13 protein-coding genes are annotated in these 15,758 nt (G+C 65.4%); 10 read left to right on the top strand and 3 right to left on the bottom strand.

Features of this window, described 5'->3' with window-relative positions; translation table 11 throughout:
• Positions 1 to 70 precede the first annotated feature (70 nt).
• Complete coding sequence (locus ALC15_RS25600) at positions 71 to 1,303, top strand: MFS transporter (protein ID WP_050629659.1); 1,233 nt, start codon at positions 71 to 73, stop codon at positions 1,301 to 1,303.
• A gap of 163 nt (positions 1,304 to 1,466) precedes the next feature.
• Positions 1,467 to 3,089, top strand: coding sequence for a L,D-transpeptidase (locus tag ALC15_RS25595; RefSeq protein WP_050629658.1), 1,623 nt, complete (start codon positions 1,467 to 1,469; stop codon positions 3,087 to 3,089).
• Between the two features lie 88 nt (positions 3,090 to 3,177).
• Here ALC15_RS25595 and ALC15_RS25590 read toward each other — a convergent pair whose 3' ends face one another.
• Positions 3,178 to 4,236 (bottom strand): class I SAM-dependent methyltransferase, encoded by a 1,059-nt coding sequence (locus tag ALC15_RS25590; RefSeq protein ID WP_050629657.1) that lies wholly within the window; start codon positions 4,234 to 4,236, stop codon positions 3,178 to 3,180.
• A gap of 181 nt (positions 4,237 to 4,417) precedes the next feature.
• Positions 4,418 to 5,845 (bottom strand): glycogen synthase GlgA, encoded by a 1,428-nt coding sequence (gene glgA, locus ALC15_RS25585; protein ID WP_050629701.1) that lies wholly within the window; start codon positions 5,843 to 5,845, stop codon positions 4,418 to 4,420.
• Between the two features lie 149 nt (positions 5,846 to 5,994).
• Between glgA and ALC15_RS25580 the strand changes: the two genes are divergently transcribed.
• The 8 genes from ALC15_RS25580 to ALC15_RS25545 all read left to right on the top strand — a co-directional run bounded on the left by ALC15_RS25580 (position 5,995) and on the right by ALC15_RS25545 (position 15,150).
• A complete protein-coding gene (locus ALC15_RS25580; protein WP_050629656.1) occupies positions 5,995 to 7,227 on the top strand; it encodes a CaiB/BaiF CoA transferase family protein in 1,233 nt (410 codons plus the stop codon).
• 235 nt (positions 7,228 to 7,462) lie between these two features.
• Positions 7,463 to 9,004: an ABC transporter substrate-binding protein gene (locus tag ALC15_RS25575; protein WP_050629655.1), complete on the top strand. Its 1,542-nt coding sequence runs from the start codon at positions 7,463 to 7,465 to the stop codon at positions 9,002 to 9,004.
• Positions 9,005 to 9,010: 6 nt separating this feature from the next.
• Positions 9,011 to 9,961 carry an ABC transporter permease gene (locus ALC15_RS25570; RefSeq protein WP_050629654.1) on the top strand — a complete coding sequence of 317 codons (951 nt, stop codon included), beginning with the start codon at positions 9,011 to 9,013 and terminating at the stop codon, positions 9,959 to 9,961.
• Complete coding sequence (locus tag ALC15_RS25565) at positions 9,948 to 10,817, top strand: ABC transporter permease (RefSeq protein ID WP_050629653.1); 870 nt, start codon at positions 9,948 to 9,950, stop codon at positions 10,815 to 10,817. The genes ALC15_RS25570 and ALC15_RS25565 overlap by 14 nt, the downstream gene beginning before the upstream one ends.
• Entirely contained in the window at positions 10,814 to 11,800 is a 987-nt protein-coding gene (locus tag ALC15_RS25560; RefSeq protein ID WP_050629652.1) for an ABC transporter ATP-binding protein, read from the top strand. Before ALC15_RS25565 ends, ALC15_RS25560 begins: the two co-directional genes overlap by 4 nt.
• On the top strand, positions 11,797 to 12,765 hold the full coding sequence (locus ALC15_RS25555) for an ABC transporter ATP-binding protein (RefSeq protein WP_050629651.1): 969 nt from the start codon (positions 11,797 to 11,799) through the stop codon (positions 12,763 to 12,765). The genes ALC15_RS25560 and ALC15_RS25555 overlap by 4 nt, the downstream gene beginning before the upstream one ends.
• A 125-nt stretch (positions 12,766 to 12,890) precedes the next feature.
• Complete coding sequence (locus ALC15_RS25550) at positions 12,891 to 13,961, top strand: alcohol dehydrogenase (RefSeq protein WP_050629650.1); 1,071 nt, start codon at positions 12,891 to 12,893, stop codon at positions 13,959 to 13,961.
• A 106-nt stretch (positions 13,962 to 14,067) separates the two neighbouring features.
• Positions 14,068 to 15,150 carry an isocitrate/isopropylmalate dehydrogenase family protein gene (locus tag ALC15_RS25545; protein ID WP_050629649.1) on the top strand — a complete coding sequence of 361 codons (1,083 nt, stop codon included), beginning with the start codon at positions 14,068 to 14,070 and terminating at the stop codon, positions 15,148 to 15,150.
• A gap of 143 nt (positions 15,151 to 15,293) precedes the next feature.
• Here the strand turns inward: ALC15_RS25545 and ALC15_RS44275 are convergent, their stop codons facing one another.
• Positions 15,294 to 15,635, bottom strand: a complete 342-nt coding sequence (locus tag ALC15_RS44275; protein ID WP_157860942.1) for a hypothetical protein — start codon at positions 15,633 to 15,635, stop codon at positions 15,294 to 15,296.
• Between the last annotated feature and the right edge of the window lie 123 nt (positions 15,636 to 15,758).

Raw genomic sequence — 15,758 nt, 5'->3', positions numbered from 1 at the left:
GAACTCTTCCTTCGAGACGGTTGGCGACGATCGTGACGAGCGATCAGCCGGCAGCACCAATATTGTGTCGATGGTGCCTGATCGGCCCAGTCCGGAACCGCCGAGCGGGCCGTCGCGCGAAAGCCAGCGCGGGCTCGACTGGTTCATCTTCTTCCTGGCCGACGTGCAGACCGGGTTCGGTCCGTTCATCGCGGTCTATCTGACGACCCAGAAATGGACCCAGGTCGAGATCGGCTTCGTGCTCTCGATCGGCGGCATCATCGGCCTGCTGGGCCAGATGCCCGGCGGGGCGATCGTCGATGCGGCGCGCTCGGAGCGCATTGTCGCGGGCTGCGCGGTGGCTGCGATCGGATCAGCCGCGCTGGCCTACGCGCTGTGGCCGATCTTTCCCGTGGTGACGCTCGCCGCGACGCTGCATGCGCTTGCAAGCTGCGTGCTGGGGCCTGCGATCGCCGCGATCAGCCTGGGCCTGGTCGGGCCGCGGGCGATCGGCGAGCGGCTCGGCCGCAATGCGCGGTTTGCCTCGCTCGGCAGCGGCTCGGCCGCGGCGCTGATGGGCGCCTGCGGCTATCTGTTGTCGAGCCGCTCGGTGTTCCTCGTCACCTTCATCCTGGCGATCCCGACGCTGCTGTCGCTGGCGCGTATCCGCGAGCGCGAGATCGACATCGCGCAGGCCCATGGCGAAGTGAAGCGCGAGGTTCCCGACAAGCGCGCCACCAGCGTGTTCAGTCTGGTGCGGCAGCGGCCGCTGTTGATCTTCGCCGGCGCGATGATGCTGTTCCAACTCGCCAATGCCGCGATGCTGCCGCTGATGGCGGGCGTGGTGACGACGCGGTCGAGCCAATGGGCGCCGGTCCTGATCGCTGCCTGTATCATCGTGCCGCAGGCGATCGTTGCGCTGTGCTCGCCGTCGGTCGGCCGCAAGGCCCAGGCCTGGGGCCGCCGGCCACTGCTGCTGATCGCGTTCGCTTCGCTGGTGATCCGCGGCCTGTTGTTCGCAACGGTGCGCGATCCCTATCTGCTGGTCGTGGTGCAGATCTTCGACGGCATCACGGCGGCGATCTTCAGTGTCATGGTGCCGCTGATCGTGGCCGACGTCGCGTTCGGCAGCGGCCATTTCAACCTGGCGCAGGGCATCGTCGGAACCGCCGTCGGCATCGGCGCGTCGCTCAGCACCGTGCTGGCCGGCTATGTCAGCGACAAGCTCGGCAGCAGCACGGCCTTCATGGGCCTCGCCAGCGTCGCCGCGCTCGGGCTGTTCATGATCTGGCTGGTGATGCCGGAGACACGGCGGACGGCATGACGGAGGCAGGTTTGGCTCCCGGCACCCTTCCTCATGCATGCGCCGTCATATATGAGTGATTTGCTGCTGGAACGAGCTGATAGTTCCCTGGATTAATCAATCCAAAATCGTGATCTGGTACGGATCGGCGCAGCGCGGGCAGGCATTTCGACCGAGGAATGGCATGGAAAATCGTACGACGACGGCGCAAATCACCGGAGCGATGCGGCGTTGGGGGCCTCCCGCCTTTGTGACTTTCGCGGCCATGGTCACACTTGCGTCACTGACCGGCGGCGTCGCTGCAAAGCAGCAGCGCCCTGCGGCAACGGTCGAGGCGACCGCGCCCCGCGCCGCGGGCGAGCCGATCATGGCGATCGTGTCGATCAGCGCCCAGAAGGTGACCTTCTACGACGCCGACGGCTGGATTTACCGCGCGCCGGTATCGAGCGGCGTCAAGGGACGCGAAACGCCGGCCGGCGTGTTCGCGCTGGTCGAGAAGGACAAGGACCATCACTCGACCATGTACGACGATGCCTGGATGCCGAACATGCAGCGCATCACCTGGAACGGCATTGCACTGCATGGCGGGCCGCTGCCGGGCTATGCGGCCTCCCACGGCTGCGTCCGGATGCCCTACGACTTTGCCGAGAAGCTGTTCGACAGGACGCGGATCGGGATGCGGGTGATCATCGCGCCGAACGACGCGGCCCCGGTCGATTTCACCCACCCGGCGCTGTTCGTGCCGAACGCACAGGCGATCGCGGCGGCTCCGGCGCGTGCCGAGACGCTGGCGCGGGAGGCCACGGATGCCGCCAAGGCTGCCGACGAGGCCAAGAAGGCTTCGGTCGCCGCGACGAAGGAAGCCGCACTGTTCACGCCGGCCTCGCTGCGCAAACTGCAACAGAGCAAGGCCCGTGCCGACGCTGCCGTTGCGTTCGCCGACAAGACGCTCGCCAATGCCAAGACCGATCAGGCCAAGGCGCGCGCCGAGGATCTGAAGCAGAAGGCCGTCGCCAAGGCCGCCGAAGCGACCACGCAATTCGAGGCCGCCCAGGGCAACGCCAAGCCGAAGCTCGATGCCGCGGCAGCGGCAAAGGACGCCGCCAAGGCGGCCGAGACCAAGAAGACCGATGCCCAGAAGGCGGCGACTGAGGCGAAGCTCGCGCTCGAGCCGGTCTCGGTCTACATCAGCCGCGCTACGCAGAAGCTCTACGTCCGGCGCAACACCCACAAGCCATGGGCTGACGGCGGCGAGGTGTTCGATTCAAGCATCGAGGTTCCCGTCACCATCCGCGATCCGGACAAGCCGATCGGCACGCATATTTACACCGCGGTGGCGCGCAACGATTCCGGCCTGCGCTGGACCGAGGTGACGATCGACGACGGCGACAACGCCAAGGACGCGCTCGACCGCGTCACCATCCCGCAGGATGTGCTGGACCGGATCGCGCCGACCGCCGTGCCGCGCTCCTCGATTATCATCTCGGATGAGCCGTTGAGCGCCGAGACCAACTATCGCACCGAGTTCGTCGCCGTGCTGAGCAACCAGCCCCAGGGCGGGTTCATCACGCGCAAGCCGACACCACGGCCGATGGATGAGGATTACCCGGTTGCGAGCAGGGACGAGGATGGTTTCGGCTTCTTCTCCCAGCGCAGCTGGAATCCCCAATCTGGTACCCAGTACGGCTATCCCCAATACGGCAATCCCCAGGCGCCGACCCAGTACGGCACGCCGTATGGCAATCCGCAAGCCGCCAATCCGCGCCGGCGCGGCGGCCAATACTACTGGCAATCGCAGGACTGGTAGCAGGGCGCTGACGGCGTAGCCGCCGATCAGGCCGGCACTGACAGCATTGGACGGCGGCGCGATGCCGCCGTCCAATTGCGTTGTGCAGTTACGGTCGAGCTTCCAGGATCAGGTTGAACGGCGTTTCCGCCGCGCGGCGGAAGCGCGAGAAACCAGCCTGACGCGCGACTTCGCGCAGTCTCGTCTCTCCGGCCTGCGCGCCGAGCGCAAGCCCGACTTCCTGATCCAGCGAGGCCGGCGTGCAGATCATGGTCGAAGCGGCGTAGTAGATGCGCCCGACCGGATTGAGGTTGTCCTCCAGCCGGTCGTTGGCGAACGGCTCGATCAGCAGGCAGGTGCCATCGTCGGCGAGGGTGGAGCGGGTGTGCTTGAGGGCGCCGACCGGATCGCCCATGTCGTGCAGGCAATCGAAAAAGCACACCAGGTCATATTTGTTGCCGGGGAATGTCTTGGCCGAGTGCGCCTGGAAATGGACGCGGTCCGACAATCCGGCCTCCCTTGCGCCGATCCGCGCCGTCTGGATCGAGCCATCGTGATAGTCGAAGCCGTAGAAGGTCGACTTCGGGAATGCTTCCGCCATCAACCGCGTCGAGACGCCGTGCCCGCAGCCGACGTCGGCGACGACGGCGCCCTTCTTCAGTTTGTCGACAACGCCCTCCAGTGCCGGTAGCCATTCCTGCACCAGATAGTGCTTGTAGCTGGTACGGAAGAAGCGGGCGGTGCCGCAGAACAGGCACTCGCTGCGCTTGTTCCAGCCGACGCCCTTGCCGGTCTTGAACGCGTCGGTGATTTGTGGCTCGTCGAGGAATGTCGCGCCGACAACATTTCCCACAGCGGCAAGGAAGACCGGGCTGTCCTCGTCGGCAAGCGCCAGTGCCTGCTCGGGCAGCATCGAGAATTTTCCGGTGGCGCTGTCATACTCGACGTAGCCGGACGCAGCCTGTGCCGAGAGCCATTCTTGGATGTAACGTCCGGCTGTTCCTGTCGCCTTGGCGAGCGCCGCGGCGTCCATCGGTCCGTGTTTCGCGAGAGTCTTGTAGAGCCCGAGCTTGTCTCCCAACAGCATCAGCGAGGTGTTCATCGCCGCGCCGACATCGCCGATCATCTTTCCCATGAATGAATTGAGACGCTCCTCGTTGACGTCCATGATGTTCCTCCATCGCAATCGCGTTTGGCCAAAAGTCCATCGTTCGCAATTTCACGCATGCGTCGTCGTCCGGTGGTAGGGCGACGTGACCGCTTGAAAGGTTCGGTGCAATGAACCGATTGTTACTGCTGCGCTGGGATCCCAGAGCAACCAGGCTTCACAAGCCTGCGAGGCGGGCCGCCTACGCGGCTGCCCGCGGCATCACCAGCCGCTTGTAGAGTGCGCTGTAACAAGCGGCCGACAGGTCCCAGCTGTAGGACTTGGCCATCGCGCTGGCGCGCATGGCATTGAGGCGATCCTTGGCGCGGTAGGCGTCAAATGCGCGCCTGACGCCGCCGAGGAAGGATTCCGCCGACGGCTGCGGGAACAGGAAGCCGGTCTCGCCGTCGGCGATGGTTTCGGCAAGACCGCCTGTCTGGTGGCCGATCGGCAGCGAGCCGAAGCGCTGCGCGTACATCTGGCTGAGGCCGCAGGGCTCGAAACGCGACGGCATCAGGGTGAAATCGCTGCCGGCGAAGATCCGGCGGGCCTGTCCATCGTTGAAGCCGATGATGACGCCGATCGCATCCGGCCGGCGCCGGTGCGCGGCCACCAGCGCGTCCTCGATCGCGGGCTCGCCGCTGCCGGTGACGACGATCTGTCCGCCGTCCCTGATGATTTCATCGGCGGCCGACAGCACGAGGTCGACGCCCTTCTGATGCACGAGCCGCGCGACCAGGCCGAAGATCGGCCCGCGCGAGACCGCAAGCCCGAACTGCCGGCGGACGTAGTCGGCGTTGGCCTGCTTGCCCTTCCAGTCGCCGGTGCCGAACGGCTGCGCAAGCTGCGCGCAGTGGCGCGGGTCCCAGCTCTCGTCGATGCCGTTCAGGATGCCGGTCAGCTGGTCGGCGTCGGAGCGGACGCGGAGCAGACCCTCCAGCCCGCAGCCGAGCTCCGCGGTCGTGATCTCCTTCGCGTAGGTCGCGCTGACCGTGGTCAGATGCGAGGCATAGACGAGGCCGCCCTTGAGGAAGGAGAGCTTGTCGTAGAATTCGAGCCCGTCGATGTGGAACGAGCTTTCCGGTGCGCCGATCCGCCGCAGCGAGTCCTTCGGAAACAGGCCCTGATAGGCGAGATTGTGGATCGTCAGGATCGACGGAATCCGCAGCTGACGCCAGGCGAGGTAGGCCGGTGTGAGCGCGGCCTGCCAGTCGTTGGCGTGAACGAGGTCGGCTGCCCAATTCTTGTCCAGCGTTCCGGCTGCAAGTTCGGCAGCGGCGGAGGCAAAGCGGCCGAACCGGATGTCGTTGTCGGGCCAGTCGCGGCCGGACTCATCGCCATAGGGATTGCCCGGCCGGTCGTAGAGCTCTGGACACAGCAGCACATAGACCGGCAGCCCGTCCTTGGTCGATGCGCGCCCGAGCGTGCAAGCCGGCATCTCCGCGAGGCTTGCGCATTGTCCAACGATTTCAATGTGCGTGAATTGCTCAACCACATCCCGGTAACCGGGAAGCATGATCCTGACGTCGCTCCAGGGGCGGAGCGCCCGGGGCAGTGCTGCGGACACGGCGCCGAGCCCGCCCACGCGGACGAAATCGTCCATCTCCGTCGTGACGAATAAGACCTTCAACAAGCGCCCTCGTTCCAGCCCGTGACAGGGCCATGCAAGATCGGGTCCAATCTGCCTTTGAATAAAATGCACGACGGCCCGCGGTCCCGGTCTGGACGAGACGCTTTCCTGTCAGGGCGGCTCACTTTAGGGTCACGCGACGCCAAACAATGACGAAGCTGGAGGAAGCCTTGGCAACGACAATAGCCGCTGACGATGAGGGGAATTTGACACGGAGCTTTGACGGCCTTCGCGTGCTCGACTTTTCGACCACGATCGCCGGACCTCATTGCACGCGGATGCTCGCCGATATGGGCGCGGAGGTGATCAAGATCGAGCCCGGTGAGGGCGAGACGATGCGGACACGGCCGCCGCTGCGCAACAATTGCTCGACGGCGTTCGGCCAGCTCAATATCGGCAAGCGCAGCCTCGTGCTCGACCTGAAGTCGCCGGCGGGCGTCGAGGCCGTGCGCCGCCTGATCGCGACCGCCGACGTGCTGGTGGAGAACTTCCGCCCCGGCGTGATGCGGCGGCTGAAGCTTGATTATGCCTCGGTCCGCGACATCAATCCGAAGCTGATCTTCTGCTCGATCTCAGGCTACGGCCAGACCGGGCCGTCGGCGGAATTGCCGGCCTATGCGCCGGTGATCCACGCCGCCTCGGGCTACGAGATGGCGCATCTCGCCTACCAGCCGGGCCGCAGCCGGCCGGACTATTGCGGTATCTACCACGCCGATGTGCTGACCGGCGTCTACGCCTTCGGCGCGATCTCGGCTGCTCTCTATCAGCGCGCCGCCAGCGGCAAGGGCCAGCATATCGACGTCTCGATGCTGGAATCGATGCTGAGCCTGACCCTGAACGAGTTGCAGTGGTCGCAATTCGAGGTGAAGCAGACCCAGCGTCCGATGTTCGGCCCGATCGAAACCACCGACGGCTACGTGATGGTGGCGATCGCCAGCGAGAAGACGTTCCAGAACCTGATGCAGGTGATAGGCCATCCCGAATGGGTGTCCGATCCGCGCTTCGCCAAATATTCCGATCGGCGAGACAATTGGGCGGATCTGATGGAGGGCGTCGAGGCGTGGTCGCGCGCAGTCAGCACGCAGGCCTGTCTTGCCGCGCTCAATGAATATGGCGTGCCGTCGTCGGCCTATCGCACCGTGCGCGAGGCGCTCGCCGATCCGCAGATCGCCCACCGCGGTGCACTCGCCGAAGTCGAGGATGGCGGCGGCAGCTTCAGGGTGCTCAATCTTCCGTTCCGCATGTCCGGTGCAACGGTCGGTGCACGGAAGCGGATGTCGACGCTCGGAGAGCACACACTGTCGTACCTGAAGGAGATCGGGCTCTCCGACGATCAGATCGCAGGCTTCGCAGCGCAACCGGCGAAGACGGCGCGTAGCTAGAGCATGATCCGGACCGGACGGCCGCGTTAGCGCAAAGTGGGACCGGTCTTCCGAAACATCACGCTCAAGCGAGCAGGTGACAACACAATGCGATCCGAGAGGATCGCATTGTGATCCCCCCTGCGGCTTTTCATCCGTTTTACGGTCTTGTCGCGCGCGGCGATTCCGGACAAGCTGCCGCCCGACATACGACGATCCGGAACACCGGACGTCGCCCACCTGGGAGGGAGCACGGATGAAGCTGGTCGGGCGCGCGCACGCAGTTGCGCGCATATTTCTTGTGGCGGGATTAGGTGCGGCGGCGTTCACTGCACCGGCCAATGCGCAGAAGCAGGGCGGTACGCTCACCGTCGGCCAGGAACTGGACATTCCGGGCTTCGACCCGCTCAAGGTCGGCGTCTACGACACATCGGCCAACACTGCGGCGGCCGCGATCTTCGACACACTCATGACGCTCGACGACAAGGGCGAGCCGAAGCCGAAGCTCGCGCTGTCGTGGGAGCATTCCGAAGACTTCAAGACCTGGACCATCAAGCTGCGGCCCGGCGTCAAATTCCACGACGGCACGCCGTTCAATGCGCAGGCGGTGAAGGAGAACTTCGACCGCCAGAAGGACCCGGCCAACAAGTGCCGCTGCGCGTTCTACATTACCAGCATCAAGAGCGTGGACGTCATCGATGATCTCACGGTGCGCTACAATTTCAGCGACCCGTCGGTGAACTTTCCGGCGACCCAGTCGATCCAGAGCTCCAACAACGTGATGCAGTCGCCCACGGCGTGGAAGACGAAGGGGGACGATTACAATCGCAACCCGGTCGGCACCGGTCCCTATATCCTGAAATCCTGGACAGCCGGGGACCGCATGGTGCTGGAGAAGAACCCGGATTACTGGGACAAGGGCAAGCCCTATCTCGATCGCATCATCCTGAAGCCGCTGCCGGATGCGCAGTCGCGCTTCGCCTCGCTGCAATCCGGCGAGGCCGACGTCATCTGGGACGACGAGGCCGACGCCGACAACATTATCAAGGCGCGCAAGGACCCAAGCCTGACCGTGCATACCTATCAAGGCTCGGGGGCCTCAGTCGCCGCCTTCAACACCAAGGTCCCGCCTTTCGACGACGTGCGCGTGCGCCAAGCGCTGGTGATGGCGCTCGACCGCCAGAAGATGTCGCAAGCGATCACCAATGGTCTGGCGCGGCCGGCCAGCAATCCCTATGGCGACGGTTCCTGGGTGAAGTGCAAGGATGACGGCGCGTTGCCTTACGATGTCGAGAAGGCCAAGGCGTTGATCAAGGACTACGGCAAGCCGGTCGAGTTCAAGATGCTGGTCACGGCGACACCCCGCGGTCGCACCGGCGGTCAGGTGTTGCAACAGTTCTGGAAGCGCATCGGCGCTAATATGGAGATCGAGCAGGTTGATCAGGCGACCATTCCGCCGCGCGCCTTCATGCGCCAGTTTCAGCTGACGCCGTGGCGCATCGTCGATCTCGCCGATCCCGATCCGCAGATGTACGCCAATTTCCACACCGGAAGTCCGGTGGCGTTGGCGAACTATTCCAATCCGGAGCTCGACCGGCTGCTGGAGCATGCACGGACGACCGCCGACGTCGCCCAGCGTACCGACGATTATTGCGCGATCAGCCGCCTGATCAACAAGGAGGCGATCTGGTTCTGGACCTTCCAGAACACCTACTACGCAATGTCGAGCGTGAAGGTGAAGGGCGTGCCAAAGATGTTCAACGGGGTGCTCGACGTCTCCTACGCCTGGAAGGAATAGCCTTTCATGCTGTTCTTCGTCGCGCGCCGGCTCCTGTACCTGGTACCGGTGCTGATCGCGGTTTCGGTCCTGACTTTCGTGATCGCGTCGCTGTTGCCCGGCGATCTCGCTTACGTGATCCTCGGCGACCAGGCGACGCCGGAGAATGTCGCGGCGCTGCGTCATGACCTGGGGCTCGATCAGCCGATCTGGCTGCGCTATCTCGGCTGGCTCTGGCACATCCTGCAGGGCGACTTCGGACGATCCTTCCGCACCGGGCAGACCGTGCTGCAGGCTGTCAGTGAACGCGTCCCGATCTCGTTCGAGCTGATGATCCTGGCCGAGTTGATCGGGCTTGCGATCGGCGTGCCGCTCGCGATCGCCTGCGCGGCCAAGGCCGGCAGTGCATTCGACCGCCTCATGACGGGATCGGCCTTCGGCATGCTCTCGGTGCCGACCTTTCTGTCAGCGATCCTCTTGATCTATCTGTTCGCGGTCGAGCTGCGCTGGCTGCCGGCGACCGGCTACGTGCCGTTCACCGAGGATCCGGTTGCCAATCTGCGCTTCATGGTACTGCCGGCGTTGACGCTCGGGCTTGCGGAATGGCCGGGCATCATGCGCGTGCTGCGCTCCGACATGATCGCGGCCCTTCAGGAGGATTATATCGCCCTCGCCAAGGCAAAGGGCCTGAAGCCGTCGCGCATCCTGTTCGTGCATGCGCTCAAGCCGTCGTCGCTGACGCTCGTCACCATCACCGGCATCAATATCGGCCGCCTGATCGGCGGCGCCGTGATCGTCGAGACGATCTTCGCGTTACCCGGCATCGGCCGTCTCCTGGTCGGCGCGATCCTGACCCGCGACCTCATCATCCTGCAGGGCGTGGTGCTGCTGGTCGGCGCGGGCTTCGTCATCATGAACTTCATCGTCGATCTGCTCTACGCCTTACTCGATCCGAGGATCCGCCATGGCCACGCTTGAGCTCGGCCTCGACGAGAGCAGTGCCGCACCGGCGCGGCGCAAGCGCCGGGTTGGCACGCTGTTCTGGTTCGCCGTCGGATGGACAGTCGCAGTATTTGCGGTCGCGATCCTCGCCGACCTGTTGCCGCTGCCGAGCCCGACCGACATGGACATGCTGGAGCGGCGCGGGCCGTTCTCCGCCGAGCATTGGCTCGGCACCGACGGTCTCGGCCGTGACGAGCTGTCGCGGCTGATCTATGGCGCGCGAATCTCGCTGATCGTCGGCCTCTGCGCGCCGATGATCGGGGTCACGATCGGCGGCGCGCTCGGCATGCTCGCCGGCTATTTCCGCGGCCGCTTCGAATCCATCGTGGTCGGCAGCATGGACGTGCTGCTGGCATTCCCGCCGCTGATCCTGGCGCTGGCGGTAACCGCCTATCTCGGGCAGTCGATCTTCAATTTGACCTGCATTCTCGGCGTGCTCGGCATTCCCGCCTTCATGCGGGTGGCGCGGGCGGCGACTCTGACGTTGGCGCGGCGCGAATTCGTGATCGCGGCACAGGCGCTCGGCGCAACACATACCCGCATCCTGCTGCGTGAGCTGCTGCCGAATGTGCTGCTGCCGCTGCTTGCCTTCTTCTTGCTCGGCGTCGCCGTCACGATCGTGGTCGAAGGATCGCTGTCCTTCCTCGGCCTCGGCGTGCCGCCGCCGATCTCGAGCTGGGGCAGCATGATCGGGGAGGGGCGGGAGAGCCTCGACGTAGCGCCGCGCCTCGCCTTCATTCCGGCGGCCGCGATGTTCCTCACCGTGCTCGCGTTCAACCTGATCGGCGATACGATGCGCGCGCTAACCGATCCCAGGCAGGGTGCGCTATGACCAGTGCGTTGCTGTCGGTCGAGAATGCGGTGGTCGACCTGCCGACGCCGCGCGGCAACCTGCGTGCGGTGGATCATGTCGATCTTGCCGTCGGCGCCGGCAGGACACTCGGCATTGTCGGCGAATCCGGCTGCGGCAAGACCATGCTGTCGCGCGCGATCCTGCAACTGCTGCCCAAAAAGGCCAGGCTATCCGGCCGCGTGATGTTCGACGGGCAGGATCTAACCAAGCTGTCGGCGGAGAAATTGCGCAAGCTGCGCGGCCGCTCGCTGGCGGTGGTGTTCCAGGACCCCATGACCTCGCTCAATCCGGTGCTGACCATCGGCACCCAGTTGATCGAGACCATCCAGGAGCACCTCGAGCTCGATCTTGCCGAGGCCAGGCAGCGCAGCATCGAACTGCTGGCAGCGGTCGGCATTCCCGCGCCGGAGCAGCGGCTGGCGCAATATCCGCACCAGCTTTCCGGCGGCATGCGCCAGCGCGTCGCGATCGCGGTGGCGCTGTCCTGCGAGCCGCAGCTGCTGATCGCGGACGAGCCGACCACCGCGCTCGATGTCACGATCCAGGCGCAGATCCTCGATCTGCTGGCGCGCGAGCAGCAACGCCGTCACATGGCGATGATCATCATCACCCATGACCTCGGCGTAGTCGCCGGCCGCACCGACGAGGTCGCGGTGATGTATGCGGGCCGCGTCGTCGAGCGCGCGCCGACGCCCGTCTTGTTCAAGCAGATGCGGATGCCCTACACCGAGGCGCTGCTCGCCGCGCTGCCGAAGCTCGATGTCGCCCCGCATACGCCGCTGCCGGCGATCTCGGGGCGGCCGCCCGATCCGACCCGGCCGCTCAAGGGCTGCTCGTTCTCGCCGCGCTGCCGTTATTCCGGCGAGCGCTGCGGTGCGGAGAAGCCGCAGCTCAGCCCGGCGGAGACGCCTGAACATCTCTACGCCTGCTTCCATCCGATTGCCGCGAAGGTCAGCGCATGATGCTGCAGGCTGCACCCGACCCGCTGATGAAGGTAGAAAACCTCGTCGTTGAATATTCGGTGGGGGGCAAGACCATCCATGCCGTCTCCGACGTCAGCCTCGAAATCGCACGTGGCGAGACGCTGGGGCTGGTTGGCGAATCCGGCTGCGGCAAGTCCACGCTCGGCCGCGCCGTGCTGCAATTGCGCCAGGCCGTCTCCGGCAAGGTGCTGTTCGACGGGCACGATCTCACCACCCTGAAGGGCGAGGCGCTGCGCCAGATGCGGCGGCGCGTGCAGCTGATCTTCCAGGACCCGATCGCCTCGCTCAATCCGCGGCGGCGGATCGGCGACATCGTCGCCGAGCCGCTGGTGATCGCGGGCGTCAAGGATCCGGAGGAACGCAAGCGGCGCGTGGCCGAGGTGCTCGCGGCGGTCGGCCTCGATCCCGCGCTGGTGAGCGGACGGCTGCCGCATGAATTCTCCGGCGGACAGTGTCAGCGCATCTGCATCGCCCGCTCGCTGGTGCTCAATCCGGAATTCGTGATCTGCGACGAGCCGGTGTCCGCGCTCGACGTCTCGATTCGCGCCCAGATCCTCAACCTGCTGGAGGAGATGAAGGCGCGCTACGGCCTGACCCTGCTGTTCATCGCCCACGACCTCGCCGTGGTGAAGGCGGTCTCGGATCGTGTCGCCGTGATGTATCTCGGCCGGCTCTGCGAGGTCGGCCCGTCCGAGCAGCTGTTCGCGCGGCCGGCGCATCCTTATACCGCGCTGCTGATCGAGGCGATCCCGGTGCCCGATCCGGATGTCCGCCCGACCCAGAGCGTCCCGGTCGGCGAGCCGCCATCGCCGATCGCGCCGCCCTCCGGCTGCCGTTTCCGCACCCGCTGCCCGCGGGCCGATGCGCGCTGTGCCAGCGAGGTGCCGGAACTGCGTCTCGTCGCGACCGGCCAGTTCGCGGCCTGCCATCATCCACTGATCTGAATAGTGACGCCTCGACCGTCGAGCGGCTGCATGGCGGCTCGCTCGAAAATGGGGTCATGAGCGTTTGTCCCGGGCGGGCAGGCGTGGCAAGGTCCGCCGCAACAACGAGCTTCGGGAGAACAGCGATGAAGAGTTTCCAGGTCGTCGATTTCAACGCCCCCTTGAAAGAGGTCGATCAGCCGACGCCGCAGCCGTCGGGCACGCAGGTGCTGATCAAGGTCAAGGCGGCGGGCGTCTGCCACAGCGACCTGCATATCTGGGAAGGCGGCTACGATCTCGGCCATGGCCGCAAGCCGCTGTCGCTCAAGGATCGCGGCGTCTCGCTGCCGCGCACGATGGGCCATGAGACGGTCGGTGAGATCGTGGCCTTCGGTCCCGACGTCAAGGACGCCGACAAGGGCGGCCTCAAGGTCGGCGATGTCGCGCTGGCCTATCCCTGGCTCGGCTGCGGCAAATGCCCGACCTGCCTCGGCGGCGACGAGAACATGTGCGCGATCAAGCCGAATGCGCTCGGCGTCTATTGCGACGGCGGCTACGCCGATCACATGACGGTGCCGCATCCGAAATATCTGCTCAACCTCAAGGGGCTCGATCCGGTCACCGCCGCGCCCTACGCCTGCTCGGGCGTCACCACTTATAGCGCGTTGAAGAAGGTCGAGAAGGATCTCGACACGCCGATCGTGATCTTCGGCGCCGGCGGTCTCGGCCTGATGGCGCTGTCGCTGCTGAAGGCGATGGGCGGCAAGGGCGCGATCGTGGTCGATATCGACGCCAGGAAGCGCGAGGCGGCCGAGGCCGCCGGTGCGCTCGCAACCGTCGACGGCAAGGCGCCCGATGCGCTGGAGCAGCTCATCAAGAAGGCCGGCCAGCCGATCCGCGCCGCGATCGACCTGGTCGGCAATGCCCAGACCTCGCAGCTCGGCTTCGACTGCCTGACCAAGGGCGGCAAGCTCGTGATCGTCGGCCTGTTCGGCGGCGGTGCGACCTGGGCGCTGCCGCTGATCCCGATCAAGGCGGTCACCATCCAGGGCAGCTATGTCGGCAATCTGCGCGAGACGCAGGAGCTGCTCGACCTGGTGCGCGAGAAGAAGATCCCGGCGATCCCGGTGACACCGATGCCGCTGGCGAAGGCGAACGAGGCGCTGACCAATCTGCAGAAGGGCCAGCTCGTCGGACGCGCGGTGTTGACGCCGTAACCGAGCTGTTGTCATTCCGGGGCGCGAAGCGAACCCGGAATCTCGAGATTCCGGGTTCGATGCTTCGCATCGCCCCAGAATGACTGTTGTCTTCCGGAGATCCCCCATGTCCGCCAACGACGCACTTCACATCGCAGTCCTCGGGGGCGATGGCATCGGCCCCGAGGTGATGGCACCGGCGCTCGAGGTGCTGCGCAAGATCGAGGCGTCGGCCGGCCTCAAATTCCGCTTCACCGAGGCGCCTGCGGGCGCCGGCCATTACAAGGAGACCGGCAAGTCGATGCCGGAGAGTACGATCCGGCTGTGCGAGGAGGCCGACGCGATCCTGCTCGGCGCCTGCGGCCTGCCGTCGGTGCGCTATCCCGACAATACCGAGATCGCGCCGCAGATCGAATTGCGCGTGATCTTCGATCTCTATGCCGGCGTGCGGCCCGCGCGATTGATTCCGGGCGTGAAGAGCACGATCGTCGGCGCCGATCAGAAGGGCATCGACCTCGTCGTGATCAGGGAATCGACCGAGGGCCTATTCGCCTCGATGGGCAAGGGCGTCGTCACCGACGATGAGGCGCGCGAGACGATGGTGATCACGCGCCGAACCTCGGAACGGTTGTTCGAGTTCTCGTTCCGGCTTGCCGAACGCCGCAAGGCGCGCGGCAAGATTGGTGGCGGGCTGACTTGCGTCGACAAGGCGAATGTGTTCAAGGCGTTCGCGTTCTTCCGCAGCATCTTCGACGAGACCGCGAAGCGTCATCCCGACGTCAGGGCCGATCACCTCTACATCGACGCGACCGCGGCGGCGCTGGTGAAGCGGCCCTGGGACTTCGACGTCATGGTCACCGAGAACATGTTCGGCGACATCCTGTCGGATCTCACCGCCGGCCTGATCGGCGGCATGGGCATGGCGCCGTCGGCCGACATCGGCGATCGCTATGCGGTGTTTCAGCCCTGCCACGGCACCGCGCCCGACATCATGGGGCAGGGCAAGGCCAACCCGACCGCGATGATCCTGTCAGCGGCGATGATGCTGGACTGGCTCGCCGACAAGCACGGCCTCGAAGGCGCGGCCGAAGCCGGAGAGCGGATCGAGCGCGTGGTCGACAAGGTCTATGCCGGCGGCATCAAGCCGTTCGAGTTCGGCGGCAGCAATGGCACCGCCGATGTTGCCAAGGCCGTGCTGGCGGCCCTTTAGCGCGAACAGGTGAAGCGGGTCACTGCCAGGCGCTCGAAGTCAGCAGCAACTCGGGCCGGCTGACTTGCCCGAGAAATCCTCGGTTGTGTGCCGGCATGTTCCGGCGCGAAAAGGTGAGGGGGCCGAAGCCCCCTCGCGGATGATCAGCGCCGGTGGCCACCGTGATGTCCGCCACCGTGATGCCCGCCGCCGTGATGGCCGCCACCATGGTGTCCGCCGTGATGGCGGTGCCCGTGATGATGATGGCGCGGATAGAAGTGCGGACGATGATGCCATCCGTGATGGCGCGGTCCGTAGCCGTAGCCCGGTTGCCAGTAGCAACGGCCCCAGCGATCGCAGACCTGGCGCACCTTGTCGACATTGGACGTCTCGCCTGCGATCTGGCTGGCCTGCGGAAGCCCGTTCGGCAGCGCCGACGCCGCACCGGACATCAACGCCGCGCTCCCGAGCGCGGCCAGTCCAATAACGGCAAGCTTGATATTCATCGAAATCTCCTTGGTTGAAGCCTGAAAACGTTCATGCGGCCGCTTGGTTGCTGCGACAAAAAAGACAGGCACGTGCACTTGGTTCTGGCGATATCGGTTCAACGCAGGAAATGCGGGAGTTGT

It is taken from the genome of Bradyrhizobium viridifuturi (assembly GCF_001238275.1).
In the GTDB taxonomy this organism is placed as follows: Bacteria; Pseudomonadota; Alphaproteobacteria; order Rhizobiales; family Xanthobacteraceae; genus Bradyrhizobium; species Bradyrhizobium viridifuturi.
The sequence above is the reverse complement of the archived record's forward strand: the minus strand, read 5'-3'. Positions and strand labels throughout refer to the sequence as shown.